This is a genomic window from Paenibacillus phytorum (assembly GCF_013141715.1).
GTDB lineage: Bacteria > Bacillota > Bacilli > Paenibacillales > NBRC-103111 > Paenibacillus_E > Paenibacillus_E phytorum.
The window spans coordinates 35,843-60,776 of sequence record NZ_WHOA01000070.1 but is presented as its reverse complement, the minus strand read 5'-3'; the positions used below and the strand labels follow the sequence as shown (position 1 = coordinate 60,776).

Below are 24,934 nucleotides of genomic sequence, written 5' to 3'. Positions count from 1 at the left end.
GAACGATTTCTCGTCCATGCTTACTCACTCGTTGTTCAGTTTTCAAAGATCAATTTCATTCTTATTTCTTCGCCATCCGTTTAGCGGCGACTTTTTTAATATACCACATCGACCTAGAAGATTGCAAGTACTTTTTTTGAAGAATTATGAAAGTCATCTTCTTCAATCAACTTCTTGTCCTTCTTTTCGAAGGGGCGAGTTATAAAATACCATAGGATGAGAGGGTAAGTCAAGCACCTACCCCCTATTTTTTTTGAGCTTGATAGTTACGATTTCTTGCATACTTTGATATTTCCTTTGGCGTCGCTATCCGAGCATACATCCGGAATATCACTTTATATCTGGATTCTATGGCCCCTTTAATCTCTTGATCAATTCTTTTGTCATTGAGATCGAACAACATTTCATCTAATTCTTTGCGAAGTACATAATCCAACTCTCTGCATTCCCGATCATTGAACAAAAATCCGAGCATACATCCATCCAAACCCCTCTCGACTGTAGAGATTTATGGCACTTACAGTTTGATTGAAAGAAGAGCCGACCCTTATTCGGCCCGCTCTTCTTACCGTTTTACTGTTATGCTCAGATTTTGCCATTTTTATGACAGAAGTTCTGAAAATATTTTACAAATGAACCAACCAGTATGTAAGTGTGCTTTCAATAATTGCCGCGACGAGCAAAAGCACAACAATGGATACGATTAATGGCTTTGTTAAATGGAGTATTCTAACCAGCTCCGCACGTGCGGTTTTGTCTTTATCAGGTACAAAGAGCTGCGCTCCGGATTTCCAGACCAATAAACCTAATTTAAGCCCATATGCACAGGCAATTAATATGACCGGAATTTCAATAATACCATGCGGAAGAATCCCCTTCAGAACGACGGACAATGTGCTTTCATGCGTTTGTAAGGAAAGTACATATCCGAGTATCATCCCGTTAGCGATCAACATAAAGAGTGGCAGAATACCTAGTAATAGGCCAAGAAAGATAATGACCACAGACTTTATCGCATTATTTAAAAAGATGAAAATAAAAAACCATAATTGGGGATTATCCTTACTGCTTAGAGATTGACTTAAAGATTTGAGCCCCTTCATCTGCCCTTCTAAGAAGTGAGAAAACTGATCTGAATTCGCCCAACCTAAATATAAACTAAACCCAAAAACTAAAACGACGACGATGAAATAATGTTTCATTTCTTTAAAATGTTGGAACAGTTGTCGGAATTTCATTTTCGTTCCCTCCAATTTCGGAAGCATAAGTACTGTGTACGAGCATACATTATTTACTAAAGAGTATACAAGCCTTGCCCGTATGTAAGGCTTAGAGGAGGTACAAGCTATCCATGAACTACTTTTTCGTTGTAAATGGTCGTAAGTTTAAACAATATGTGTTTATCGCGCTTGCCATCGTCTTCGCTGCCGCTATTGTTTATTCCGAACAAAGTAATGTATCCGTCTTTTCCAATGCAGAGCCCTCCGCTATCTATAGCGTGCAGACCGAAAGAAAGGTTATTGCCCTGACCTTTGATATTTCATGGGGAGAGAAGCGTGCTGAACCTATTTTGAAAATTCTTAAGGAAAAAGGTGTGAAGGATGCCACCTTCTTCTTATCCTCTCCGTGGAGCAAGAGTCACCCAGAGATTGTAGAGCATATCAAGAAGGACGGTTTCGAAATTGGCAGTCACGGCAACAAACATGATAATTATAGTACGCTAAGCGATGAAGAAATACGCAAACAAATTACTACAGCACATGGTATTTTAACGGAATTGATCGGAAAAGAACCGAACCTAATCCGCCTTCCCAATGGTGACTTCGACAAACGGGTGCTTCGAATTGCGGATGATTTAGGTTATTCGGTTATCCAATGGGATACCGATTCTCAAGACTGGTTAAACAAAGGTGTGGATACCATCATTAACCGTGTAGTATCCAAAGCACATCCAGGAGATATTGTTTTACTGCACGCAAGCGATTCCTCTCAGCAGACACATGAGGCCTTACCAGTTATCATTGAGCAGTTAAGAGCTAAGGGTTACGAATTCGTTACGGTAAGTGAGCTAATCAAACAAACCCAGGTGGAGACGAAACCAGTTGAAGACCAGGCAATGAAACAAATCCATTAATGAGCTATGCTCAGATTCAAAAAAGAGCTAATTAGATTAGCTCTTTTTGTTATCCAATATTTTATGTAGAATCAAAATTTGCCATGCATTACAAACAAGCAACGGAGCCAACATAAATAGACTTGATGCTGCGTTATCTAGCTTTAATGCAGGTACTGCTTCAAGGACAGATACAGCGCACATAAAGAACAATGTCGGGATAAAAGCGTTCCGATTCGTCATCTTTACCTTCCAATACGCAACTGCAATGGAAATTACCAATATGATAGCAGGTAAAATCGAGTAGCTCAAAACGGATTCTGTGCCCTCAAAATTAGTCATTCTCAAATATACGAGATCAAATAAGACAACAATAACGACAGCCAATTGTAAAAGATCCCATACGGTCTTGGAGCGAATGATACCTGCAGCAATGAACCTAACAATCAGATAAGCAAAAAAGCCCATTTGGCTCAGAACGCTTATTGTCGCACCACCAAGCAACATATTTAATACATTAAAACCTACTGCCGATAACCCCATAACCGAAAATTCTTTGTCGGAATATTGTAAGATGAGTCCAATCCCTATAGATACAATCATTCCTAATAACAATGTTGTCCAAAATAAGTGAAACCACTTCCGTAGCGTCAAGATCAATTACCCCCATACTTCAACTCTAATTGTTAATTGTACCAACGTTTACGGTAAAAAGCCAATGAATGGCCCTTATAATCTATCCCGAACCACACATACTAACAACTATTAAGCTAGGGAAGGGAGCATGCTTTTATGTTAACAACTAAGTTCAGGAAGCTGCAAGTCCTACCACTCATTTCTATCGCCTTACTTCTCGCTTCATGTGGATCAGATAGTTCAAAAGGTCAAGGTCAATCTCAAGCTAACACATATAAAGAGCAAAAGACCATGATACTTGATATTTTGAAGTCAGAGGATGGGAAGAAAGCAATCAGTGCGGCTAACCGAAGCATAATGAATGGTGATGTGGGTGCCAATGGTGTAGCTGGTCAATCTCAAATCAAACTTTTGTCTGCAAATGAATCTTTGCAATTGCAAATGGCTGTGAAGGATGTCCTCACAGCAAAAGAGAATAACATGTTCCTCACTGATATGATGAAAGACCCTAAGTTTGCCGGTGATTTTGCTAAGGCTATCCAAAAAGAAACCAAACAGATGTTCAAAGAGCTATTAAAGGACCCAGAATATCAGAAATCACTCGTTGATGTTATGAAAAACCCGGAATATGAAAAGATGATGCTAGATGTCATGAAAACAGCAGCCTATCGCCAGCAAATGATGACGGTTATGGAAGAATCCATCCAAAGTCCTTTATTCCGTGCACATATGGTTGACCTCCTTAAGGCAGCCATTGCCCAACAAAGTAAGCCCGAGCAGATGCCTACGGCTAAGAGTGCTCAAAATAAAGGGGACAGTGGCGGCAAGGGAGATAGCGGCGGTGATAGTGGAGGAGACAAAAAGAAAGATCAGAAAAGTGATTCGGGAGACTCCCAAAAGCAAGATGGCGAAAAGAAAAAGGATGACTCCAGCGCTTCGGATTCGTAAATATGAATGTAAAAAGGGCATGCGGATTTCTCCGTATGCCCTTTCTATTATTTTTCCAATTTGGAAATGATATTTGTAGCCATATCCAAATAGATTTGTCCAGCTTTTGAGTCTGCTTTGTAGACAGACGGTGAATAGTCGATTTCCGAGACATGATTGTCGGGAGCTCCAAGTGGAATCTGCGCTAATAATTCACTATGCAAATCTTCCGCCAGTTTAGCTCCACCACCCTTACCGAATACGTAATCTATGCTGCCATCTTTGCATTCATAATAGGACATGTTCTCCACAATACCTAGAATTTCATGGTTTGTTTGAATGGCCATCGCTCCAGCTCTAGCGGCTACGAAAGCTGCTGTGGCATGCGGTGTTGTAACGATCACTTCTTTACTTTGCGGGATAAGCTGATGCACGTCTAGCGCTACATCTCCCGTTCCCGGTGGAAGATCCAGAAGGATGTATTCAACATCTCCCCAATTGACTTCATTGAAGAAATTGCGAAGCATTTTCCCTAGCATAGGACCACGCCAAACAACAGGCGCATTATCTTGAACAAAGAAGCCCATAGAGATTACTTTTACACCAAATTTCTCAACTGGCATAATGACATTATCAACAAGTTTCGGCTGTTCTTCGATGCCCATCATATCAGGGATACTGAAACCGTATATATCAGCGTCAATGATCCCTACCTTTTTCCCTTGGCGGGCCAAGGCAACGGCTAAATTAACAGTCACGGTTGATTTACCCACACCACCTTTGCCACTTGCAACAGCTATAAACTCAACTGTAGAGGCTTCTCCCAGTATTGGTTGTTCAATCGGTGGTTGGATGGGTTGGGTTGGTTTCTCTGCGGCCGGTTGAGACGTATCTTTAATCTGATTACGCTCATAATCAGTCATGAGTCTGAAACGAATATGTACTTGTGCAATACCCAATTTTCCTAAAGTTTGCTGAATATAAACCTTCGCTTTTTCTTTGAAAGCCTCATCCTCGGTCGTGACAATTAAGCTTAAAGACACGTTATCTTCTTTAAACATCACATCTCTAACTAAATTAAGATCCACAACGCTTTTATTGTAATGAGGTTCCACAAGAGGTTGTAACGCTTTTAATAGTTGGTCTTTGTTTATCATAGCCACACCACACCTTTATTCGGACATTGTAATTGTGGCCTTAATTATAACACATTTTGATTAGGAACCCACTTTTTCCCCAGCATAATATCTTAAGATACCTCGATAAACAGATGCTGCCACCATCTTCTGATATTTCTCACTTGCAAGCAGTCTTGCTTCTTCTGGATTTGATAGGAAACCCACTTCTACAAGAGCACTCGGAATTTTTAGCGTTTTTAATAAATAAACAGTCTTGTCCGCCGGCTTGGCAACACGATCGGTATTCTCTAAGTTATTCTTTAATTCCAACTGAATGAGTGCGGCTAGATTAGGGTTATTTGGATTATTCGGGTAATAGAACGTTTGTGCGCCTCTCCATTTCTGGGAAGGTATGCTGTTTAAGTGGACACTGAGAAACAAATCTGCCTTATTCTCATCGATGAGATCGGCACGGTTGTGGAGATCTTGTGTCTTTCTTTTACTATAGCCCTTTGTGCCGGGTTCAGCCAAATCGGTATCCGTTTCCCTTGTCATAATGACTAGCGCACCCGCCTGCTGCAAATAATCACGAATATGAAGTGTGATCGCTAAATTGATATCTTTCTCAACAACTCCTTCCTTGCTGGAAGCCCCACCATCAGGTCCGCCATGACCCGCATCCAGAGCAATTGTTTTACCCGACAAAGGTAAATTCCAATCTGACCACGTCTTCGTTGCCGGCAGCTCATAGGCATAGATGAAGACAACAAGTGCGACCAGCAAGGTCGAGAGAACAAGCTTAAGACTACTGTTAAAAGTCAGCCAAACGACCAGCCTCTTCTTCCTTTTGCGCATAAAAAATCCACCTCTGTTCCCCATAGACTCTGTAACATCTATATGGGACAGGGTGGACAAATATACCTTGCTTAAACTTGATATTCAGGGTCTCTTAGACCTTCTATAAGAACCTGAGCAACCTCAGGACGTGTGAACTCCGGAGGCGGGCATTGACCGTCTCTAAGCAATCCACGAACCTTGGTGCCGGAGAGATGCATATGGTGGGACTTATCATGCGGACAAGTTTTACTAGATGCCATATTGCCACATTTCGTACAGAAGAAGCTGTGCTCAAAGAATAGTGGAGTAATCCCAATTTCTTCTGCCGTAAAATTACTAAAAATCTCTTGCGCTTCATACGTGCCGTAGTAGTCGCCAACACCCGCGTGATCGCGTCCTACGATGAAATGCGTACATCCATAGTTTCTACGCACAATTGCGTGTAGAATCGCCTCACGAGGTCCTGCATAGCGCATAGCAGCCGGGTATACACCTAAGAAAGTTCGATCCTTCGGATAGTAGTTCTCGAGCAATACCAAGTAACTTTTCATACGAACATCTGCAGAGATGTCATCTGATTTGGTCTCACCTACTAGCGGATTAAGGAAAAGAGCATCCACGATTTCCATTGCTGACTTTTGAATATATTCGTGTGCACGGTGGACGGGATTACGTGTTTGAAAACCAACGACAGTTTTCCAGCCTTTCTCGGCAAAAATACGGCGTGTCTCCGATGGATCGAAGTAAAACTCTTCAAATTTCTTTGGTTTAGGGCGATTTAGCAGTTGGATCGGTCCTCCAATATTCGTAGACGAACGCGAGAAGAGTTTATCTACGCCTGGGTGAGCCATGTCATCCGTTTTGAAGACTTTAACTGCTTCATTCGTTTGGTCAACTTTGTAGATACTTGTAGTGTCTAAAATGGCATAAACAATGTTATCCTCATCGCCAATAAGCGCTACTTGCTCTCCGATCGTGATGGTAGCTGCAACATCACGAACAATGGATAGCGTAATTGGAATGCTCCATACTGTTCCATTCGTCAGACGCATAGTTTCAACTACAGAGTTGTAGTTTTCCTCATCCATAAAACCGGTAAGCGGTGAGAAAGCTCCTACTGCAATAAGATCCAGGTCAGAAATCGTCCAAGAATTTACCCGGATATGTTTCAAAGACGCCGCGCGTTTGAGCAGCTCTTCTCTTTGTTCTGCGGGAACCAATCGATTGATTAATTCGCCGCCATGCGGTTTGATCGTAGGCATTAACTAGCACCTCCATCATTTCGCTTCTTATTTATGAAGACCGCATTCCGTTTTCTCGATGTTTGCCCAACGACCAGCGCGTGGATCTTCTCCTTCTGCTACTTGGCGTGTGCAGTGCGTGCAGCCGATGCTAGGGTAATTACGGTCATGCAGCGGATTATAGATTACATTATTCTCGCGAATGTAATTCCATACATCTTCGGATGTCCAGCTTGCTAGTGGATTGAATTTAATTAAACCAAATTTAACATCGTACTCCACTTTTTTAGCATTTGCGCGAGTAGGCGCTTGGTCGCGGCGGATTCCCGTGATCCATGCGTCATAGTTTTTAAGAATATCAGTTAGCGGATCAACTTTACGAATGTTGCAGCATTGGTTTGCATCGCTTTTCCATAGCTCATCGCCAAATTTCTCAGCTTGTTCATCAAGTGTAAGCTTTGGCAATACCTGAACGAATTTAGTCCCATAATGCTGTTCTAGGCGATCTCTTGTTTCATAGGTTTCAGCGAAATGAACGTTTGTATCCAAGTAAAAAATATCTACATTCGGATTAATTTTTTGCAGCATATCAACAAGCACAACATCTTCTGCACCAAAACTGCAAGCAAGCGTTAGGCTTGAGAATGTGTCAACGGCGAGTTTCAATATCGCTTCTGGTGATTGGTTTTCGAATTCTTCAGCTGCTTTCGTTACAAAAGCTTCTTTTTCAAAGAGATTCATAGTAAATACCTCCTAAAGTCTATAATCCCGACTGTTATTGTATGATTTATATTTAATTATAGCTGAGTTCTTCTTTGTGTCAATTACTTTTTATCATTTTGGTATTAACTTCGTTAAATCCATGTTGTTAGTTGGCTCAAGGCATCTCTTTATGTACAAAAAGAAAAAACCTTTCCAGCATAATGCAGGAAAGGTTCCTCTTGAGCGCCAGAGGCGCAAAATCTTAACGTTTGGAGAATTGAGGAGCGCGACGAGCGGCTTTCAATCCATATTTTTTACGCTCTTTCATACGGGAATCACGTGTTAAGAAACCTGCTTTTTTCAGGGATCCACGGTATTCCGGATCAGCTTTCAGCAATGCACGGGAAATCCCGTGACGAATTGCTCCAGCTTGTCCGCTGATTCCACCACCATTTGCAAGAACTAGAACATCGTATTTACCGACAGTCTCAGTTAATGTCAATGGTTGTTTAACGATCAGTTTCAACGTTTCTAGACCGAAATACTCATCTAGATCACGTTTATTGATAATGATGCGTCCTTCACCCGGTACTAAGCGCACGCGCGCTACCGAGTGTTTACGACGACCCGTTCCATAATATTGAACTTGTGCCACGAAACGTTCCTCCTTATATTAACCGCGAAGATTCCAGACTTCTGGTAGTTGTGCTTGGTGCGGGTGCTCTGCTCCACCGTAGACTTTAAGCTTAGTTTTCAAGCTGTCGCCAAGACGGTTCTTAGGAAGCATACCGTGTACGGCAAATTCGATCATGCGATCAGGCTTGCTGTTCAGCAAATCCTGAGCAGAAGTCACTTTTAAACCACCTTGGTATAAAGAGTGACGGTAGTACATTTTGTTTTGCATTTTCTTACCTGTTAGCTTAATTTGGGAAGCATTGATAACAACAACGAAATCGCCAGTATCTACGTGTGGAGTGAACTCCGGTTTGTGCTTACCGCGGATAATGCTAGCAACTTCACTTGCAAGACGGCCAAGTGTTTGGCCTGCAGCGTCAACAATGTACCATTTACGCTCTACTTCATTTGGCTTAGCCATATATGTGGTGCGCATGCTTAATCCTCCTAAAAATATATCTCAATACATAATTATTATTGTTAATTTACATAAATGATGGATGGTTGACGGCCATTTGTGATCAGGGGCTGTGGGGTAGCCGATCACGAAACGCCAAGTTATATTTTACACGAAACATCGATAAGAAGCAAGTAGTGTTTTAAGCTTTTTAATAGTCGACTCTCCATAACGTTAAACCCATAGCTTCGGCCGTAGGACCTGCTTGAGATCGGTCTCTAGCTTCAAGAATCCGCTGCATATCGCTGCTGGGTCTCTTGCCTTCACCAATCTGAATTAGCGTTCCTGCGATAATCCTAACCATGTTATAAAGGAAACCATTACCCGTTACGATTAATCGGATTCGGGCAATTTTCCCCGTCGTAGATAACTCGTCAGCTTCCGTTTCCAGACGAACCTCGTAGAGGGTTCTCACCTTTACTTCCTTATCTGTCCTCACCGTGCAAAACGAAGTAAAATCATGCTCACCTAACAAGCAAGGGAGCGCCTCTCTCATGGCTTCCACATTCAAATGCGTAGGATGATGGTATTCATAGTTGCGGTGAAAGACATCAGGGAAGCGCGCCGAGCGAATTGAAAAGCAGTAAGTTTTACGTTTCGCGGCTTTGCGAGAATGAAAGGAAGGAAGGACTTCTTCCGCGGTATGTGCGACGATATCTCTGGGTAATCTAGCATTTAGAGCTAAACACCAACGTTCCACTGGAATCTTTGAATTCGTGCTGAAATTAATAACTTGTGCTTTCGCGTGTACACCGGCATCTGTACGCCCAGATGAGATGACTTTCACCTTCTCACCAGTCAACATGAAAACAGCCTGCTCTAAACGGAACTGAATCGTGTCTGCTTTAGGCTGAATCTGAAAACCTGAATAAGCAGTCCCATCATAACTTATGGTAAAGCGTAGATTTCTCAAGGCTTGTTCCTCCATGAGTCATCCTTCCTATCTAAGTGATTAGCCTTAGCTAAATTCACTTCTAGAGAGCGTGCTAAGACTGCAAAAAAAGGGCTTCACCAGAATCTATGATTCCGTCCACCCTTTCCCATCCGTCTTTATGCGCGATCTACTAGCTCTAGGTAAACCATTGGTGCTGCGTCACCGCGGCGTGGTCCCAGTTTAAGGATACGAGTGTATCCACCTGGACGCTCGGAGTAACGAGTAGCCAAATCGGAGAACAGTTTTTGAATCGCATCTTGATTCTCGTTTGCAGCTTCTCTACGAACAAAAGCAGCAACCTGACGGCGTGCGTGAAGATCTCCGCGCTTCGCAAGAGTGATTAACTTCTCAGCGATGGAACGAATTTCTTTTGCTTTTGCTTCTGTAGTTTGGATGCGTTCATGTATGAACAGATCTGTAACCAGATCACGGAATAATGCTTTACGATTACTGGAATCGCGGTTCAACTTTCTGTAGTTCATTGAATTAACCTCCTTCTGACAAGATTATTCCTCAGTACGTAGTCCCAAACCCAGCTCTTCGAGCTTCTCTTGAACTTCTTCAAGTGATTTGCGGCCTAAGTTCCGAACTTTCATCATGTCTTCTTCTGTTTTGGTAATCAGCTCTTGTACGGTGTTAATCCCTGCACGCTTGAGACAGTTGTAAGAACGAACAGATAGATCAAGTTCCTCGATAGTCATCTCCAGAACTTTCTCTTTCTTATCTTCTTCCTTCTCTACCATAATCTCAGCATCTTTCGCTTCATCCGTCAAACCGACGAACAAGTTCAAATGTTCTGTTAAGATTTTGGCACCCAAGCTCACTGCTTCTTCTGGTCTAATACTTCCATCGGTCCACACTTCGAGGGTCAACTTATCATAGTTAGTCACTTGGCCGACGCGAGTATTCTCAATAGCATAGTTTACTCGGGTAATAGGCGTGTAGATCGAATCAATTGGAATTACACCAATTGGTTGTTCTTCATGCTTATTTTTGTCCGATTGGACGTAACCGCGACCTCTGCCCGCATGAATCCTCATATGAAGACGCGCATCTGGAGATAAGGTAGCGATATGCAGATCCGGGTTAAGAATCTCCACATCACTATCACCACGAATATCTGCCGCAGTAATATTACCTTCCCCTTCTGCATCAATTTCAAGCACTTTCTCCTCATCGGAGTGAATTTTCAACGATAGGCCTTTCAAGTTGAGGATAATTTCCGTTACATCCTCAAGCACGCCAGGAATCGTTGAAAACTCATGTAAAACGCCATCGATTTGGACAGAGGTTACTGCTGCCCCCGGTAAAGAGGACAGTAAGATACGACGTAGTGAGTTACCTAAGGTTGTACCATAGCCACGCTCCAACGGCTCGATGATAAATCTACCATAAGCGCCATCTTCACTTAATGCTACGGTTTCTATTTTTGGCTTTTCGATTTCGATCATGAAATGTACCCTCCATTCAATACGTCGTTTCCCTCTGGATACTTCGCCTGAAAATTTCATAGTATTCCTATCCTTCAAACCATTATTCACGATTTTAGGATAATTATACTACAAAGTGATCCTGAATTATACGCGACGACGTTTTGGAGGACGGCAGCCATTATGAGGAACCGGAGTCACGTCTTTAATCAGGTTTACTTCAAGACCTGCTGCTTGCAAAGAACGAATTGCTGCTTCGCGGCCAGCTCCTGGACCTTTAACCATTACTTCAACAGTTTTCAAGCCGTGCTCCATAGCTGCTTTAGCTGCTTTTTCAGCTGCCATTTGCGCCGCAAAAGGAGTACTTTTACGGGAACCTTTGAATCCAAGGTTTCCTGAACTTGCCCAGGAAATTGCGTTACCATGCGGATCCGTGATCGTTACGATCGTGTTGTTAAATGTTGAACGGATGTGTGCTACACCGCTCTCAATATTTTTCCGGTCACGACGTTTCGTACGGACGACTTTTTTAGGTTTTGCCATTAGCTCTAACCCCCTTTATTATTTCTTCTTATTAGCTACCGTACGACGAGGACCTTTACGTGTACGAGCATTAGTTTTAGTACGTTGTCCACGAACAGGAAGACCACGGCGGTGACGAAGACCACGGTAGGATCCGATTTCGATTAGACGTTTGATGTTTAGGGAAATTTCGCGGCGAAGGTCGCCTTCTACTTTAAGGGTTTTGTCAATTACATCACGGATCTTGCTCACTTCATCTTCAGTCAAGTCACGAACGCGAGTACTAGCGTCGATACCTGTGGAAGCAATGATTTTCTGAGCAGTTGTAGTGCCGATACCGAAAATGTAAGTTAACGCGATTACAACTCGTTTGTCACGAGGTAAGTCAACTCCAGCTAAACGTGCCATCTACAGATTGCACCTCCTTTTAACCTTGTTTTTGTTTGTGCTTAGGATTTTCACAAATAACCATTACATTACCTTTACGGCGAATAACTTTGCATTTTTCGCAAATCGGTTTTACTGACGGTCTAACTTTCATTTTTAAGCCCTCCTTATCATCGTAAGCAACCATGTTGCGTTTTCTGTTAGAAAACTTGCTTCGTAAGCATACGCCTTGAGAGAGTAACTTACATGTAAGCCGAACATTTATTTAAAACGGTAGGTTATACGGCCTCTTGTTAAATCATAAGGCGATAATTCTACGGTAACCTTATCTCCAGGCAAAATGCGGATAAAATGCATTCTGATCTTACCGGATACATGGGCTAGGATTTTATGACCATTTTCCAATTCAACCTTAAACATTGCATTCGGAAGAGGTTCAATCACTGTACCTTCTACTTCAATTACATCTTCTTTGGCCACAGTCATTCTCCTTTCTCTATTGTGCTTCATCTTGCATAAGTTCAACGAATTTGGCAATTGCGAAGCGCAACTTTCCATTAGTAACACGACCTGTTTCCCTAATGCTTGACTCCACTTCACTGCTAATCGTTTCTTGTAACTGAAGATGATTCATGTTCTTCTTCTTCGGTTGATCGAATTTGCGACTATCACCGTCGGCAAGCCAGACAAAGCGATGATCGACAATTCCAATTACGACCGCATATTCTCCGGGATCTCGACCGCGAAGCACCTTTACGATTTGACCCACCTTCGGAATCTTGCTATCCATTCATCATCACCTACGATCTAGGCAAAGTTAATATTTCATAACCGGCTGCCGTAATTGCAATCGTATGTTCAAAATGAGCACATAGGGTCCGATCCGCAGTGACTACAGTCCAATCGTCTTCGAGTGTTTGGACAAATCTTTCGCCAACGACCACCATCGGTTCAATGGCTAGGACCATGCCTGGTTTGAGACGAGGACCTTTGTCAGGTACACCATAATTCGGAATTTGTGGTTCTTCGTGAAGATCCGTTCCGATACCGTGACCGACATACTCTATAACCACGGAGAAGCCTGCGTCTTCAATACAAGTTTGGATTGCATGCGACAACGTGTAGAGTCTAGCATCCGGTTTAGCTTCTGCTATGCCTCGATACAGTGATTGTTCTGTCACAGCTAACAAACGCCTAGCTGTTTCAGAAATTTCACCGACAGGATACGTCCAAGCAGAATCTCCATGATAACCTTTATACTGAGCACCAATATCTATACTGATAATATCGCCCTCAGTCAGCTTTCTTGGACCAGGAATACCATGAACTAATTCTTCGTTGACTGAAGCACAAATGCTTCCAGGAAAACCGTTGTAGCCTTTAAAAGATGGAATCGCTCCCTGACTGCGAATGAATTCCTCTGCGATCTGATCAAGTTCTTTCGTTGTAATGTTCGGACGAATCGCCCTTGCCAATAAGCGGTGCGTTTCGGCTACGATACGACCGGCTTCTCGCATTAGGTCTAGTTCAACCTCGGACTTACAAATGATCATTACGCTAGACCTCGTAGCAGTGAGCTAATTTGTTCGGTTACCGCATGAATGTCTTGTTCCCCGTTAACCTCACGCAATAATTCCCTCTTTTGGTAGTAATCCAGCAGCGGAGCCGTTTTATTGATGTATTCATCCAAACGCGTTCCGACTTTCTCTTCCGTATCATCAGACCGTTGGTACAACTCACCCGAACATTTATCGCATACGCCTTCTTGCTTTGGTGGGTTGAAGATTACATGATACGTAGAACCACAGGATTTACAAATTCTTCGGCCAGTTAGTCTTGCAAGCAAGAAACTGCGATCAACGGAAAGATTGATAACTACTTCAATCTTCTTACCTAATGAATCTACGATTTCAGACAATGCATCTGCTTGAGCAACAGTTCTTGGGAAACCGTCAAGCAAAAACCCTTTATCGCAATCCGGTTGGGCAAGACGCTCTCTCACAATACCGTTCGTTATTTCATCAGGAACCAGAAGTCCCTTATCCACATAACCTTTGGCCTCAACACCAAGTGGTGTTCCTTGACTCATCGCCAAGCGAAAAGCATCTCCAGTCGAGATATGAGGAATTTGAAATTCGTTAACGATTTTTTCAGCTTGCGTACCTTTGCCTGCACCAGGAGGCCCCATAAAAATTACGTTCACATTTAAAACCTCCCATCGCACTCGGCATTACGAACAGCACAATAGGTGCCGATGTCGCAGATATTGCCCCATCAGAACCTATTAGCTATTTATTGATAAACCCTTTGTAATGACGCTTAATCAATTGGCTCTCGATTTGTTTCATCGTCTCAAGACCAACGCCTACTACGATAAGTAAAGATGTACCACCAATCCGAACCGAACTAGGCAAACCGGCAAGTCCTCCGAATAGCATTGGAAGAATGGAGATCGCTGAGAGAAACAAAGCTCCAGAAAGAGTAATTCTAGTCATTACGCGTGTCAGATAAGTCGATGTTGTCTTACCGGGTCTAATACCTGGTATGTAGCCACCATTTTTCTTCATCTGGTCAGCCATTTGAACTGGATTAATTTGTACGAAGGTATAAAAGTATGTGAATCCTATAATCAGCAGTACGTATAGTACAATCGCTAGTGGTGCAGTTTGGTTAATACTTAAATTGTTAATTATCCATTCTGCAACAACATTACCTCGCCAGTAACTAGCAATGGTAGGAGGGAACATCAATAACGATAGTGCAAAGATTACAGGGATTACACCAGCCGCATTCACTTTAAGAGGAATGTGAGTGGTTTGACCACCATACATTTTACGACCAACTACCCGTTTCGCATATTGTACAGGTATCTTACGGATACCTTGCTGCACGAATATGACCCCGGCAATAATCAGTATAACAACCAAAGCAATAATGATCAGTTTCACGATATTCAGGAACAAAGCTCCTTCGGTCGCAAAAAGTGTTTTGTAAATTTGTTGAATACTTGTTGGAATCGCCGCGACGATACCAGCAAAGATGATAATGGAAATACCGTTTCCAATCCCATATTCCGTGATTTGCTCACCGAGCCACATCAAGAAAGCTGTACCAGCTGTCAGTACAAGAGCGATTAGAGCAAAGGTTGTGACACCTGGATCAATCACGAGTCCGCTATACAAACGGTTAAACCCAATTGAAAGTCCAAAAGCTTGAATCACACCTAGAATAATCGTACCGTAACGAGTAACTTGTGTCATTTTCTTTCTTCCGACATCGCCTTCTTTTGCCCATTGCGCAAAGCGTGGAATTACATCCATGGACAAAAGCTGAACAATGATAGAAGCAGTGATGTAAGGCGTAATCCCCATCGCGAAGAGGGAAAATTGGAAGAGCGCACCGCCAGAAAACGTGTTAAGCAAACCAAAGACATCACTCTGATTCGCTTGGTCTTGAAGTTTCAGAACAGCCGTATTTATGTTAGGCACTGGAATAAAGGCACCTAAGCGGTAGACGATTAGCAAGATGAGTGTAAAGAAAATTCTTCTGCGTAAATCTTCTACTTTGAAGATGTTGGCTATGGTATTAAACATTAAATCACCTCGGTTTGACCGCCGGCAGCTTGGATTTTCTCAATCGCTGATTGAGAGAACTTATTCGCTTTAACGGTTAATTTTACTGTGATTTCACCGTTTCCTAAAATCTTGATACCATCTTTAGGAGCTTTAACAATACCAGTCTCCATTAATACTTGTGGAGTAACTTCGGTACCAGCTGCGAAATTGTTCAAATCTTCAAGGTTTACGATTGCGTATTCCGTACGGAAACGATTCGTGAAACCACGTTTAGGTAAACGACGGTATAACGGGTTTTGTCCACCCTCGAATCCAGGACGAACGCCTCCACCGGAACGTGCGTTTTGACCTTTATGTCCGCGAGTTGATGTTTTACCCATGCCGCTACTTGTACCACGGCCAACACGTTTACGAGTGTGACGAGAACCAGTAGCAGAACTTAGCTCATGTAACTTCATCGTTGCACACCTCCTCTAGATCTTAATATCTTGCTACTATGCTTCGATTTCTTTAACTTCTACCAAATGGCTCACTTGATTAACCATGCCTCTGATCGCAGCATTATCTTGATGAAGAACAGTTTGGTGCATCTTGCGAAGACCAAGTGTTTTCACAGTAACGCGTTGTGTTTCAGGGCGGCCAATCAGGCTGCGTTTTAGGGTAATTTGTAATTGTTTCGCCATGTTTACCCCTCCTAACCTAATAGCTCTTGAACTGTTTTACCGCGAAGCTTTGCAACTTCTTCCGCTTTTTTCAAGCGGCTTAAGCCTTCAAGCGTTGCGTTAACCATGTTCATGGAGTTCGATGAACCAAGGGATTTTGTCAAGATATCGCCGATACCAGCAAGTTCAAGTACTGCACGAACTGGTCCTCCAGCGATAACTCCTGTACCTTGGGAAGCTGGTTTTAGCAGAACGCGTCCTGCACCAAACTTACCTGTTACAAGGTGAGGAATCGAAGTGCCTACGATAGGAACATGAATCAAGTTCTTTTTCGCATCTTCAATGCCTTTGCGGATTGCATCAGGAACTTCGGAAGCTTTACCGATTCCTGCGCCAACCCAGCCATTGCCATCGCCAACGACAACAAGTGCGCTGAAGCTGAAACGACGTCCGCCTTTTACTACTTTAGCTACGCGATTAATATTAACAACTTTTTCTGTTAGCTCTAAAGTATTAGGATCTACACGCAAGTCTTTTACCTCCTTATATATGTTTTTCCTAGAATTCAAGTCCAGCTTCACGAGCTGCGTCAGCTAATGCTTGAACACGTCCATGATAAAGGTATCCACCGCGGTCAAATACCACTTTGTCTAAACCTTTTTCTTTCGCGCGTTGAGCGATTAATGCGCCAACTTTACGAGCAGCTTCAACGTTACCGCCATTACCAATATCACTTTTCAGTTCTTTATCTTGAGTCGATGCAGCAACGATTGTAATACCCGTTGTATCATCGATAAGTTGAGCATACATGTGTTTGGAAGAGCGGAATATGTTTAAGCGCGGACGAACAGTTGTACCTTCGATTTTCTTACGAACACGAAGATGTCTTTTCAAACGAGCTTTATTTTTATCGCTTTTAGTAATCATCTATACTTACACTCCTTTCATCATCTTATGATGCGAGGCTTATGCTTACGTAGCAAGTTTTCATTCGAAAACTCTTAGCTATTACCCGCGATCTAACGATCTTATTTCTTCTTACCAGCTTTACCTTCTTTACGAAGAATACGTTCGCCTTCATACTTGATACCTTTACCTTTATACGGCTCTGGCTCACGTACGGAACGAACTTTAGCTGCCATAGCGCCTACTAATTCTTTATCAATACCTTTAACGATGATTTTCGTGTTCGTTGGAACATCGAACTCAATGCCGTTTTCAGGAGTGATTTCAACTGGATGGGAGTACCCAACGTTGAGAACTAATTTGTCGCCGCTCTTGTTAGCACGGTAACCAACGCCAACTAGATCCAAAGATTTCGTGAAACCTTCCGTTACGCCACTTACCATGTTGGCAACAACACTACGTGTTGTACCATGCAGGGAACGGTGGAGTTTGTTATCGGAAGGACGCTCAACGGAAATCTCGTTCTCTAGAACATTTACTTTCATATCTTTATGAAGTTCACGGGACAAAGAACCTTTAGGGCCTTTAACCGTGATTTGAGTATTGTCTAGTGTTACATTTACACCACTTGGAATGGTGATTGGCTTACGACCAATACGAGACATGTTTGCACCTCCATTCAATTACAATTGTATTACCAAACGTAGCAGATAACCTCTCCGCCAGCTTTGGATTGACGAGCATCTTTATCCGTCATAACTCCTTTAGATGTGGAGATGATGGCAATCCCTAATCCGCCCAATACACGAGGGATTTCTTGTGATTTAGTGTAAACGCGTAGACCTGGTTTGGAAATTCTTTTCAAACCGGAGATAACACGCTCATTGTTTGAACCGTATTTCAGGAACAAACGAATGATACCTTGTTTGCTATCTTCAACGTACTCAGCGTCACGGATAAATCCTTCTTTTTTAAGGATTTCAGCGATTTCCCTCTTCACTTTTGACGCGGGAATTTCAACTGTTTCATGACGTACGATATTCGCATTACGAATGCGAGTTAGCATATCTGCAATTGGATCTGACATGACCATTTTGTGTAAACCTCCTTCCCGAAAATAGGGTGATTACCAGCTTGCTTTTTTAACGCCTGGAATCTGACCTTTGTGTGCTAATTCGCGGAAACAAATCCGACAAATTTTGAACTTGCGAAGCACTGAATGCGGACGTCCGCAGCGCTCACAACGTGTGTATGCTTGCACTTTAAACTTCGGGGTACGTTGCTGTTTGACTTTCATCGAAGTTTTTGCCACTTAATATAACACCTCCTGATAGGTACGACTGGTAACCTATTTAACGAAAGGCGCTCCGAGTTGTGTTAAAAGCTCGCGAGCTTCCTCGTCGGACTTAGCCGTTGTAACGATAACAATATCCATACCACGAACTTTATCAACTTTATCATACTCAATTTCTGGGAAAATGAGTTGTTCTTTCAGACCAAGTGTGTAGTTTCCACGGCCATCAAAAGCCTTGTTGGAAATACCACGGAAGTCACGTACACGTGGAAGTGATACGTTGAAAAGTTTATCCAAGAAATGATACATACGCTCGCCGCGAAGAGTTACTTTTACGCCGATTGGCATATTTTCACGAAGTTTGAAACCCGCGATCGCTTTTTTGGATTTTGTTACAACTGGTTTTTGACCAGAGATCTTTTGAAGATCTTCTACTGCAGTGTCAAGTACTTTGGAGTTCGATACAGCCTCACCAACACCCATGTTGATAACGATTTTCTCGACTTTAGGAACTTGCATAACTGTTGAGTAGTTAAACTTTTGAATTAACGCTGGAGTGATTTCGTTCAAATAACGATCTTTCATTCTTACTGCCATGACTCATTTGCCTCCTTTCCATGCTTGTTTGTATTAATCGATAACTTCGCCGGATTTTTTCGCGATACGAACTTTCGTTCCGTTATCCAATACTTTGTATCCTACGCGAGTAGGTTTGCCGCTCTTAGGATCAATTAGCATCACGTTAGAAACGTGGATTGCAGCTTCTTGATTCAAGATACCGCCTTGTGGATTTTGTTGAGATGGTTTCGCATGTTTCTTAACCATGTTTACACCTTCTACTAGCACACGGTTTTGACGAGGATAAGCAGCGATAACGCGACCCTTCTTACCTTTGTCTTTACCAGTGATTACAAAAACCGTATCGTCTTTTTTCACGTGCAGTTTATTGTTATGAGATTCTAATCTCTTTTTTAATCTTGGCATTAGCTTCTACACCTCCTGAGGTTTCCCGTTAGGAAAACAAACATCGTAACTGTTCTTAGATAACTTCTGGAGCCAAGGATACGATCTTCATGAAGTCTCTGTCACGAAGTTCGCGTGCAACTGGTCCAAAGATACGTGTACCACGTGGACTTTTATCTTCTTTCACGATAACAGCCGCATTCTCATCGAATGAGATATATGATCCGTCTTTACGGCGAGCACCGCTCTTCGTACGAACGATAACTGCTTTAACAACGTCACCTTTTTTGACAACGCCACCTGGTGTTGCTTCTTTTACTGAACAGACGATCAAATCACCAATGTGACCAACGCGACGACCAGTACCACCCAAAACGCGGATACACATTAATTGTTTCGCACCTGAGTTGTCAGCGACAGCCAAACGAGTAAATGGTTGAATCATCGTATTCCCTCCTTTCGGGGTTCATGTCTCGATTATTAGATAACAACGCCAACTTCAGTAACTTCAACCAGTCTCCAGCTTTTATCTTTGGATAATGGTCTAGTTTCACTGATTTTCACAGTGTCACCGATTTTAGCTTGGTTGTTTTCGTCATGCGCTTTAAACTTTTTCGTATATTTGATTCTCTTGTGATAGAGCTCATGTTTTTTGTAAGTTTCAACAGCAACAACAATGGTTTTATCCATTTTATCGCTGACAACTTTACCGATCAGAACTTTACGATCGTTACGTTCAGCCATCTAAGGAACACTCCCTTCTAGATTTGGTTACCCAATCCCCAATTCTCTTTCACGCAAAATAGTCTTGGCACGAGCGATCTCTTTACGCAAATCACGAATTTGAGTCGGGTTGTCCAATTGACCAGTAGCTAGTTGAAAACGGAGGTTAAAGAGTTCTTCTTTAAAACCATTAACTTTTTGCTCAATTTCAGCAGTGGTTAAGTTCCGGAATTCACTACCCTTCATTTGCTTCACCGCCTACTTCTTCTCTTTTCACGAATTTCGTTTTGATTGGAAGCTTGTGTGCAGCAAGACGCATCGCTTCACGAGCGACCTCTTCACTAACACCAGCAAGTTCAAACAAAATTTTACCCGGTTTTACTACAGCAACCCATTTTTCCACGTTACCTTTACCACTACCCATACGAACTTCAAGCGGTTTTTGTGTAACTGGTTTAGCTGGGAAGATTTTAATCCAAACTTTACCGCCACGTTTGATGTAACGTGTCATGGCAATACGTGCTGCTTCGATTTGACGGTTGGATACCCAAGCCGGTTCTACCGCTTGCAGACCATATTCGCCAAAAGCTACTTCCGTTCCGCCTTTAGCGCGACCCTTCATGTTACCGCGGTGTTCTTTACGGTGTTTTACACGTTTAGGTACTAACATGATTTAAATTCCTCCTTCCGGCTGAGCCTTTTTCTTAGCTGGCGGAAGCACTTCTCCACGATAAATCCATACTTTTACACCGATACGTCCATAAGTAGTGGCTGCTTCAGCAGTACCATAGTCGATATCCGCACGAAGCGTATGAAGTGGAACTGTTCCTTCGCTATATCCTTCCGTACGAGCGATCTCAGCACCGCCAAGACGTCCGCTAGTTGCTACTTTGATACCTTTTGCACCGGATCTCATCGTTCTTTGCATAGCTTGTTTCATTGCACGACGGAATGAAACACGACGTTCCAATTGAAGTGCAACAGCTTCAGCTACTAGAATAGCGTCAAGATCTGGGCTTTTGATTTCAGAGATGTTAATGTGAACTTTTTTATTGGACATAGCAGCGATGTAGTTACGAATAACTTCAACTTCAGCTCCGCCTTTACCAATAACCATTCCTGGTTTTGCAGTTTGAATCGTAACGTTCACACGGTTAGCCGCGCGTTCGATTTCGATGTGGGAAACTGCAGCATCTTTAAGTTTATTTTTTAAGTATTCGCGGATTTTGACGTCCTCAAGCAACAGAGTTCCGAAATCTTTCTCTGCGAACCATTTGGACTCCCAATCACGAATGACACCAATTCTAAAGCCTACCGGGTTTACCTTCTGACCCACACGTTACCCCTCCTTATTTTTCAGATACCACGATTGTAATGTGGCTGGTACGTTTTTTGATCGCGCTAGCGCGGCCCATTGCACGTTGTTGGAACCTTTTCATTGTAGGTCCTTGGTTAACAAATGTCTCAGACACCACAAGTTTATTAGGATCTAATGAATAGTTATGCTCTGCATTGGCAATTGCGGAATTCAGTAGTTTCTCCAGAATTGGAGAAGCTGCTTTAGGCGTGTGACGCAGAATCGCAATCGCTTCACCTACCGCTTTTCCCCGAATCAAGTCAACAACTAGCTTTGCTTTACGAGGAGCAATCCGAGCGTGGTTCAATATTGCTTTTGCTTGCATGGTAGTACCTCCTCTCGGTTAAAAATTGAAATTAACGTTTTCCGGTTTTCTTATCGTCATCGTGACCTTTGTAAGTACGTGTTGGAGCAAATTCACCAAGCTTATGCCCAACCATATCTTCCGTTACGTATACAGGCACGTGTTTTCTTCCGTCATAAACTCCGAAAGTGTGACCAACGAATTGCGGGTAAATCGTAGAACGACGGGACCACGTTTTGATAACCAGTTTTTTGCTGGAAGTGTTCAAGTCTTCTACTTTTTTCAGTAAGTATCCATCAATAAATGGACCTTTCTTTAAGCTGCGACCCATGGGTGTTCCTCCCTTCCTTGAACCTTAAGAGAATGTCTATATCCTAGATTACTTCGTACGACGACGTACAATGTATTTATCGGATGCTTTACCTTTTTTACGAGTTTTGAAACCAAGCGTCGGTTTACCCCATGGTGACATAGGTGATTTACGTCCGATTGGTGCGCGTCCTTCACCACCACCGTGTGGGTGATCATTCGGGTTCATTACGACCCCACGAACTTGTGGACGATTGCCTTTCCAACGATTACGTCCTGCTTTACCGATTTTCACGAGCTCGTGATCTTCGTTACCAACAGAACCGATAGTTGCGCGGCAAACTTTAAGGACTTTACGAACTTCACCGGATGAAAGGCGAATTGTTACGTAAGTTTCTTCTTTACCAAGAAGTTGAGCTTCCGTACCGGCAGCGCGCACTAATTGTGCACCTTTACCAGGCTTCAACTCGATGTTGTGGATAACTGTACCAACTGGAATGTTTTCCAATGGAAGAGCGTTACCTACTTTGATATCTGCTTGTGGTCCAGATACGATACGATCGTCCACTTTAAGGCCTTTTGGAGCGATGATGTATTTTTTCTCGCCATCAGCATAATGAATCAATGCGATGTTCGCGGAACGGTTAGGATCGTACTCAACTGTAGCAACGCGTCCTGGTATTCCATCTTTAGTACGTTTGAAATCGATAATACGGTATTTACGTTTGTGTCCACCACCATGGTGACGAACCGTAATTTTACCTTGGTTGTTACGACCAGCATGCTTGAACAAAGGAGCAAGCAAGGATTTCTCCGGTGTTGATGTTGTGATTTCTTCAAAAGTAGAAACCGACATCGCACGTCGAGCTGGTGAGGTTGGTTTGTATTTTTTAATTGGCACTCTGATTTCCTCCTTACTTCAAGAGATAGGGTTATACTGATTCAAAGAATTCCAATTCTTTGCTTTCTGCGCTTAGGGACACGATAGCTTTCTTCCAGATGGAAGTGTAACCGGAGTGTTTGCCATAACGTTTAGGCTTAGCAGGCATTCTGAGTGTGTTTACATTTGTAACTTTCACTTTGAAGATCGCTTCAATAGCTTGTTTAATTTCTGTTTTGTTAGCGCGAAGATCTACTTCGAAAACATACTTTTTGTTAGCCATTAGGTCGCTTGTACGCTCAGTGATGATCGGGCGCTTGATAATGTCGCGTGGATTTTTCATTGTGCAAGCACCTCCTCAACTTTCTGTACAGCCTCTTGTGTTAAGATCAATTTGTCATAAAGCATGACATCAAGAACGTTAACTCCATCAGCAGCAACAAATTTCACACCTGGGATATTACGAGCAGACAAAGCAACATTAGAGTCGTTAGCAACGCCCACAACTAGTACTTTGCTATCTACTTTCAGGTTGTTAAGAATAGCAACGAAATCCTTCGTTTTCGGAGCATTCATTTGAAGTTGATCCAATACGATCAAGTTGTTATCGATAAGTTTCGAGGACAAAGCGGATTTGATCGCTAAGCGACGAACTTTTCTAGGCAATTTGAAACCATAGCTACGAGGTGTCGGTCCGAATACTGTACCGCCGCCTTTCCACTGTGGAGCACGAATACTACCTTGACGCGCACGACCTGTACCTTTTTGTTTCCAAGGTTTACGACCACCGCCGCGAACTTCCGAACGACCTTTTGTTTTGTGTGTTCCTTGACGCACAGCTGCTTGTTGCAAAAGAACAGCTTCGTGGATCGCATGAACGTGAGGCTCAATTCCGAAAACAACGTCAGACAGTTCAACTTCTCCTACCTGAGCACCTGTTACATTATATAAAGCTACTTTTGGCATCTGTCTTCCTCCTTTCTTACTTTTTCACAGCAGACTTCACGCTAACGTAGCTGTTTCTAGGACCCGGAATGGAACCTTTAACTAGCAACACGTTACGCTCAGCATCTACTTTAATGATTTGCAGGTTTTGCAAAGTTACTGTTTCGTTACCCATGTGCCCTGGCAATTTCTTACCTTTAGGAACGCGGTTTGCTTGAATGGAACCCATGGAACCTGGTCCGCGGTGATAACGTGATCCGTGAGCCATAGGGCCTGTGGATTGGTTATGTCTTTTGATGTTACCTTGGAAACCTTTACCTTTGGAAGTACCCGTTACATCAACGAATTCGCCCTCTGTAAACAGATCTGCTTTCAGTTCTTGACCAACTTCATAGTCACCCAACTGAATGCCACGAATTTCTTTAACGTAGCGCTTAGGCGTTGCCCCTGCTTTTTTCGCATGGCCAAGCTCTGGTTTAATGATTCTGCTAGCTTTCACATCATCAAAACCGATTTGGATCGACTCATATCCGTCGTTATCCACATCTTTCTTTTGCAGTACCACACATGGTCCCGCTTGAATGACAGTTACCGGAACTACATTACCCTCCGGAGTAAACAACTGTGTCATCCCAAGTTTTTTTCCTAAGATACCTTTCATCGTTGACACCTCATTTCCTTCCTAAACGTTCATTCTATAGTTGTTTTACAGTTTGATCTCAATATCAACGCCAGACGGTAAGTCTAAACGCATTAGAGCATCAACTGTTTGTGGTGTTGGATTCACAATATCGATAAGACGCTTATGCGTACGCATTTCGAATTGCTCACGCGAATCCTTGTACTTGTGCACCGCACGAAGAATCGTGATGATTTGCTTCTCTGTCGGAAGCGGAATCGGACCGGATACACCTGCACCGGAACGCTTGGCAGTTTCCACGATTTTCTCAGCTGATTGATCAATAATTCTGTGATCATAAGCTTTCAAACGGATACGAATTTTTTGCTTTGCCATGATAAGTCCCTCCTTCTATCGC

Annotated in this window: 43 protein-coding genes; 2 read left to right on the top strand and 41 right to left on the bottom strand. The window is 42.8% G+C overall.

The window, feature by feature from the left end:
* Positions 1-244: 244 nt before the first annotated feature.
* Both GC098_RS09245 and GC098_RS09240 read right to left on the bottom strand, forming a co-directional pair.
* Positions 245-475 carry a regulator of G-protein signaling domain-containing protein gene (locus GC098_RS09245; RefSeq protein WP_029196431.1) on the bottom strand — a complete coding sequence of 77 codons (231 nt, stop codon included), beginning with the start codon at positions 473-475 and terminating at the stop codon, positions 245-247.
* Positions 476-626: 151 nt separating this feature from the next.
* A complete protein-coding gene (locus GC098_RS09240) occupies positions 627-1,238 on the bottom strand; it encodes a stage II sporulation protein M (RefSeq protein ID WP_171642892.1) in 612 nt (203 codons plus the stop codon).
* A 113-nt stretch (positions 1,239-1,351) separates the two neighbouring features.
* Here GC098_RS09240 and pdaB point away from each other — a divergent pair, with 113 nt between their 5' ends.
* Positions 1,352-2,134, top strand: coding sequence for a polysaccharide deacetylase family sporulation protein PdaB (pdaB, locus tag GC098_RS09235; RefSeq protein ID WP_171642891.1), 783 nt, complete (start codon positions 1,352-1,354; stop codon positions 2,132-2,134).
* 36 nt (positions 2,135-2,170) lie between these two features.
* Here the strand turns inward: pdaB and GC098_RS09230 are convergent, their stop codons facing one another.
* On the bottom strand, positions 2,171-2,767 hold the full coding sequence (locus GC098_RS09230; protein ID WP_171642890.1) for a KinB-signaling pathway activation protein: 597 nt from the start codon (positions 2,765-2,767) through the stop codon (positions 2,171-2,173).
* Between the two features lie 138 nt (positions 2,768-2,905).
* On the opposite strand from GC098_RS09230, the gene gerD reads away from it, so the two are divergent.
* Entirely contained in the window at positions 2,906-3,697 is a 792-nt protein-coding gene (gene gerD, locus GC098_RS09225; RefSeq protein WP_171642889.1) for a spore germination lipoprotein GerD, read from the top strand.
* Positions 3,698-3,744: 47 nt separating this feature from the next.
* Here gerD and salA read toward each other — a convergent pair whose 3' ends face one another.
* The 38 genes from salA to rpsJ all read right to left on the bottom strand — a co-directional run bounded on the left by salA (position 3,745) and on the right by rpsJ (position 24,912).
* Positions 3,745-4,833 (bottom strand): iron-sulfur carrier protein/transcriptional regulator SalA, encoded by a 1,089-nt coding sequence (salA, locus tag GC098_RS09220; RefSeq protein ID WP_171642888.1) that lies wholly within the window; start codon positions 4,831-4,833, stop codon positions 3,745-3,747.
* Between the two features lie 60 nt (positions 4,834-4,893).
* On the bottom strand, positions 4,894-5,649 hold the full coding sequence (gene cwlD, locus GC098_RS09215) for an N-acetylmuramoyl-L-alanine amidase CwlD (RefSeq protein ID WP_171642887.1): 756 nt from the start codon (positions 5,647-5,649) through the stop codon (positions 4,894-4,896).
* Between the two features lie 71 nt (positions 5,650-5,720).
* Entirely contained in the window at positions 5,721-6,893 is a 1,173-nt protein-coding gene (gene sat, locus GC098_RS09210) for a sulfate adenylyltransferase (protein ID WP_171642886.1), read from the bottom strand.
* Between the two features lie 27 nt (positions 6,894-6,920).
* Positions 6,921-7,613 (bottom strand): phosphoadenylyl-sulfate reductase, encoded by a 693-nt coding sequence (locus GC098_RS09205; protein WP_171642885.1) that lies wholly within the window; start codon positions 7,611-7,613, stop codon positions 6,921-6,923.
* A 223-nt stretch (positions 7,614-7,836) separates the two neighbouring features.
* A complete protein-coding gene (rpsI, locus tag GC098_RS09200; RefSeq protein WP_029196439.1) occupies positions 7,837-8,229 on the bottom strand; it encodes a 30S ribosomal protein S9 in 393 nt (130 codons plus the stop codon).
* An 18-nt stretch (positions 8,230-8,247) separates the two neighbouring features.
* Positions 8,248-8,685: a 50S ribosomal protein L13 gene (rplM, locus tag GC098_RS09195; RefSeq protein ID WP_029196440.1), complete on the bottom strand. Its 438-nt coding sequence runs from the start codon at positions 8,683-8,685 to the stop codon at positions 8,248-8,250.
* A gap of 172 nt (positions 8,686-8,857) precedes the next feature.
* Positions 8,858-9,619: a tRNA pseudouridine(38-40) synthase TruA gene (gene truA / locus GC098_RS09190; RefSeq protein WP_171642884.1), complete on the bottom strand. Its 762-nt coding sequence runs from the start codon at positions 9,617-9,619 to the stop codon at positions 8,858-8,860.
* A gap of 137 nt (positions 9,620-9,756) precedes the next feature.
* Complete coding sequence (rplQ, locus tag GC098_RS09185; RefSeq protein ID WP_057304263.1) at positions 9,757-10,122, bottom strand: 50S ribosomal protein L17; 366 nt, start codon at positions 10,120-10,122, stop codon at positions 9,757-9,759.
* Positions 10,123-10,146: 24 nt separating this feature from the next.
* Positions 10,147-11,091, bottom strand: coding sequence for a DNA-directed RNA polymerase subunit alpha (locus GC098_RS09180; RefSeq protein WP_028557469.1), 945 nt, complete (start codon positions 11,089-11,091; stop codon positions 10,147-10,149).
* Between the two features lie 126 nt (positions 11,092-11,217).
* Complete coding sequence (rpsK, locus tag GC098_RS09175; RefSeq protein ID WP_028557470.1) at positions 11,218-11,613, bottom strand: 30S ribosomal protein S11; 396 nt, start codon at positions 11,611-11,613, stop codon at positions 11,218-11,220.
* 18 nt (positions 11,614-11,631) lie between these two features.
* Positions 11,632-12,000 carry a 30S ribosomal protein S13 gene (gene rpsM / locus GC098_RS09170; protein WP_028557471.1) on the bottom strand — a complete coding sequence of 123 codons (369 nt, stop codon included), beginning with the start codon at positions 11,998-12,000 and terminating at the stop codon, positions 11,632-11,634.
* Between the two features lie 19 nt (positions 12,001-12,019).
* Entirely contained in the window at positions 12,020-12,133 is a 114-nt protein-coding gene (gene rpmJ, locus GC098_RS09165) for a 50S ribosomal protein L36 (protein ID WP_003333770.1), read from the bottom strand.
* Between the two features lie 107 nt (positions 12,134-12,240).
* Positions 12,241-12,459 (bottom strand): translation initiation factor IF-1, encoded by a 219-nt coding sequence (infA, locus tag GC098_RS09160; RefSeq protein ID WP_009676800.1) that lies wholly within the window; start codon positions 12,457-12,459, stop codon positions 12,241-12,243.
* 16 nt (positions 12,460-12,475) lie between these two features.
* Complete coding sequence (locus GC098_RS09155; protein ID WP_171642883.1) at positions 12,476-12,769, bottom strand: KOW domain-containing RNA-binding protein; 294 nt, start codon at positions 12,767-12,769, stop codon at positions 12,476-12,478.
* A 10-nt stretch (positions 12,770-12,779) separates the two neighbouring features.
* Positions 12,780-13,532 carry a type I methionyl aminopeptidase gene (gene map / locus GC098_RS09150; RefSeq protein ID WP_056834166.1) on the bottom strand — a complete coding sequence of 251 codons (753 nt, stop codon included), beginning with the start codon at positions 13,530-13,532 and terminating at the stop codon, positions 12,780-12,782.
* Complete coding sequence (locus tag GC098_RS09145) at positions 13,532-14,182, bottom strand: adenylate kinase (protein ID WP_029196447.1); 651 nt, start codon at positions 14,180-14,182, stop codon at positions 13,532-13,534. The genes map and GC098_RS09145 overlap by 1 nt, the downstream gene beginning before the upstream one ends.
* A gap of 85 nt (positions 14,183-14,267) precedes the next feature.
* Complete coding sequence (secY, locus tag GC098_RS09140; RefSeq protein WP_171642882.1) at positions 14,268-15,572, bottom strand: preprotein translocase subunit SecY; 1,305 nt, start codon at positions 15,570-15,572, stop codon at positions 14,268-14,270.
* Positions 15,572-16,012, bottom strand: a complete 441-nt coding sequence (gene rplO / locus GC098_RS09135) for a 50S ribosomal protein L15 (protein WP_029196449.1) — start codon at positions 16,010-16,012, stop codon at positions 15,572-15,574. The genes secY and rplO overlap by 1 nt, the downstream gene beginning before the upstream one ends.
* A 36-nt stretch (positions 16,013-16,048) precedes the next feature.
* The gene (gene rpmD, locus GC098_RS09130; RefSeq protein ID WP_029196450.1) at positions 16,049-16,237 is read right to left on the bottom strand and encodes a 50S ribosomal protein L30; all 189 of its coding nucleotides are present in this window, start codon (positions 16,235-16,237) and stop codon (positions 16,049-16,051) included.
* Positions 16,238-16,248: 11 nt separating this feature from the next.
* Positions 16,249-16,746, bottom strand: coding sequence for a 30S ribosomal protein S5 (gene rpsE / locus GC098_RS09125; protein WP_029196451.1), 498 nt, complete (start codon positions 16,744-16,746; stop codon positions 16,249-16,251).
* Positions 16,747-16,774: 28 nt separating this feature from the next.
* Entirely contained in the window at positions 16,775-17,143 is a 369-nt protein-coding gene (gene rplR, locus GC098_RS09120; RefSeq protein ID WP_057304266.1) for a 50S ribosomal protein L18, read from the bottom strand.
* Positions 17,144-17,244: 101 nt separating this feature from the next.
* Entirely contained in the window at positions 17,245-17,787 is a 543-nt protein-coding gene (gene rplF / locus GC098_RS09115) for a 50S ribosomal protein L6 (protein WP_047683181.1), read from the bottom strand.
* Between the two features lie 29 nt (positions 17,788-17,816).
* Positions 17,817-18,215 carry a 30S ribosomal protein S8 gene (rpsH, locus tag GC098_RS09110; RefSeq protein ID WP_029196454.1) on the bottom strand — a complete coding sequence of 133 codons (399 nt, stop codon included), beginning with the start codon at positions 18,213-18,215 and terminating at the stop codon, positions 17,817-17,819.
* Between the two features lie 33 nt (positions 18,216-18,248).
* Entirely contained in the window at positions 18,249-18,434 is a 186-nt protein-coding gene (locus GC098_RS09105) for a type Z 30S ribosomal protein S14 (RefSeq protein WP_029196455.1), read from the bottom strand.
* A 36-nt stretch (positions 18,435-18,470) separates the two neighbouring features.
* The gene (gene rplE / locus GC098_RS09100) at positions 18,471-19,013 is read right to left on the bottom strand and encodes a 50S ribosomal protein L5 (RefSeq protein ID WP_171642881.1); all 543 of its coding nucleotides are present in this window, start codon (positions 19,011-19,013) and stop codon (positions 18,471-18,473) included.
* A 33-nt stretch (positions 19,014-19,046) separates the two neighbouring features.
* The gene (gene rplX / locus GC098_RS09095) at positions 19,047-19,400 is read right to left on the bottom strand and encodes a 50S ribosomal protein L24 (RefSeq protein WP_079418006.1); all 354 of its coding nucleotides are present in this window, start codon (positions 19,398-19,400) and stop codon (positions 19,047-19,049) included.
* A 55-nt stretch (positions 19,401-19,455) separates the two neighbouring features.
* Positions 19,456-19,824 (bottom strand): 50S ribosomal protein L14, encoded by a 369-nt coding sequence (gene rplN / locus GC098_RS09090; protein WP_028557485.1) that lies wholly within the window; start codon positions 19,822-19,824, stop codon positions 19,456-19,458.
* 35 nt (positions 19,825-19,859) lie between these two features.
* A complete protein-coding gene (gene rpsQ, locus GC098_RS09085; RefSeq protein WP_171642880.1) occupies positions 19,860-20,123 on the bottom strand; it encodes a 30S ribosomal protein S17 in 264 nt (87 codons plus the stop codon).
* Between the two features lie 27 nt (positions 20,124-20,150).
* The gene (gene rpmC / locus GC098_RS09080) at positions 20,151-20,348 is read right to left on the bottom strand and encodes a 50S ribosomal protein L29 (protein ID WP_028557487.1); all 198 of its coding nucleotides are present in this window, start codon (positions 20,346-20,348) and stop codon (positions 20,151-20,153) included.
* The gene (gene rplP / locus GC098_RS09075) at positions 20,338-20,772 is read right to left on the bottom strand and encodes a 50S ribosomal protein L16 (protein WP_029196459.1); all 435 of its coding nucleotides are present in this window, start codon (positions 20,770-20,772) and stop codon (positions 20,338-20,340) included. Before rplP ends, rpmC begins: the two co-directional genes overlap by 11 nt.
* Positions 20,773-20,775: 3 nt before the next feature.
* Positions 20,776-21,438 (bottom strand): 30S ribosomal protein S3, encoded by a 663-nt coding sequence (gene rpsC, locus GC098_RS09070; protein ID WP_171642879.1) that lies wholly within the window; start codon positions 21,436-21,438, stop codon positions 20,776-20,778.
* Positions 21,439-21,451: 13 nt separating this feature from the next.
* On the bottom strand, positions 21,452-21,784 hold the full coding sequence (gene rplV / locus GC098_RS09065; protein ID WP_028557490.1) for a 50S ribosomal protein L22: 333 nt from the start codon (positions 21,782-21,784) through the stop codon (positions 21,452-21,454).
* Positions 21,785-21,815: 31 nt separating this feature from the next.
* Complete coding sequence (gene rpsS, locus GC098_RS09060) at positions 21,816-22,094, bottom strand: 30S ribosomal protein S19 (RefSeq protein WP_029196461.1); 279 nt, start codon at positions 22,092-22,094, stop codon at positions 21,816-21,818.
* 48 nt (positions 22,095-22,142) lie between these two features.
* Positions 22,143-22,973 carry a 50S ribosomal protein L2 gene (gene rplB / locus GC098_RS09055; protein ID WP_028557492.1) on the bottom strand — a complete coding sequence of 277 codons (831 nt, stop codon included), beginning with the start codon at positions 22,971-22,973 and terminating at the stop codon, positions 22,143-22,145.
* Positions 22,974-23,004: 31 nt separating this feature from the next.
* Positions 23,005-23,295, bottom strand: coding sequence for a 50S ribosomal protein L23 (gene rplW / locus GC098_RS09050; protein WP_028557493.1), 291 nt, complete (start codon positions 23,293-23,295; stop codon positions 23,005-23,007).
* Positions 23,292-23,918, bottom strand: coding sequence for a 50S ribosomal protein L4 (gene rplD / locus GC098_RS09045; RefSeq protein WP_060647784.1), 627 nt, complete (start codon positions 23,916-23,918; stop codon positions 23,292-23,294). The genes rplW and rplD overlap by 4 nt, the downstream gene beginning before the upstream one ends.
* A 16-nt stretch (positions 23,919-23,934) precedes the next feature.
* The gene (gene rplC / locus GC098_RS09040) at positions 23,935-24,558 is read right to left on the bottom strand and encodes a 50S ribosomal protein L3 (RefSeq protein ID WP_028557495.1); all 624 of its coding nucleotides are present in this window, start codon (positions 24,556-24,558) and stop codon (positions 23,935-23,937) included.
* 45 nt (positions 24,559-24,603) lie between these two features.
* The gene (gene rpsJ / locus GC098_RS09035) at positions 24,604-24,912 is read right to left on the bottom strand and encodes a 30S ribosomal protein S10 (RefSeq protein WP_028557496.1); all 309 of its coding nucleotides are present in this window, start codon (positions 24,910-24,912) and stop codon (positions 24,604-24,606) included.
* Positions 24,913-24,934: the final 22 nt, after the last annotated feature.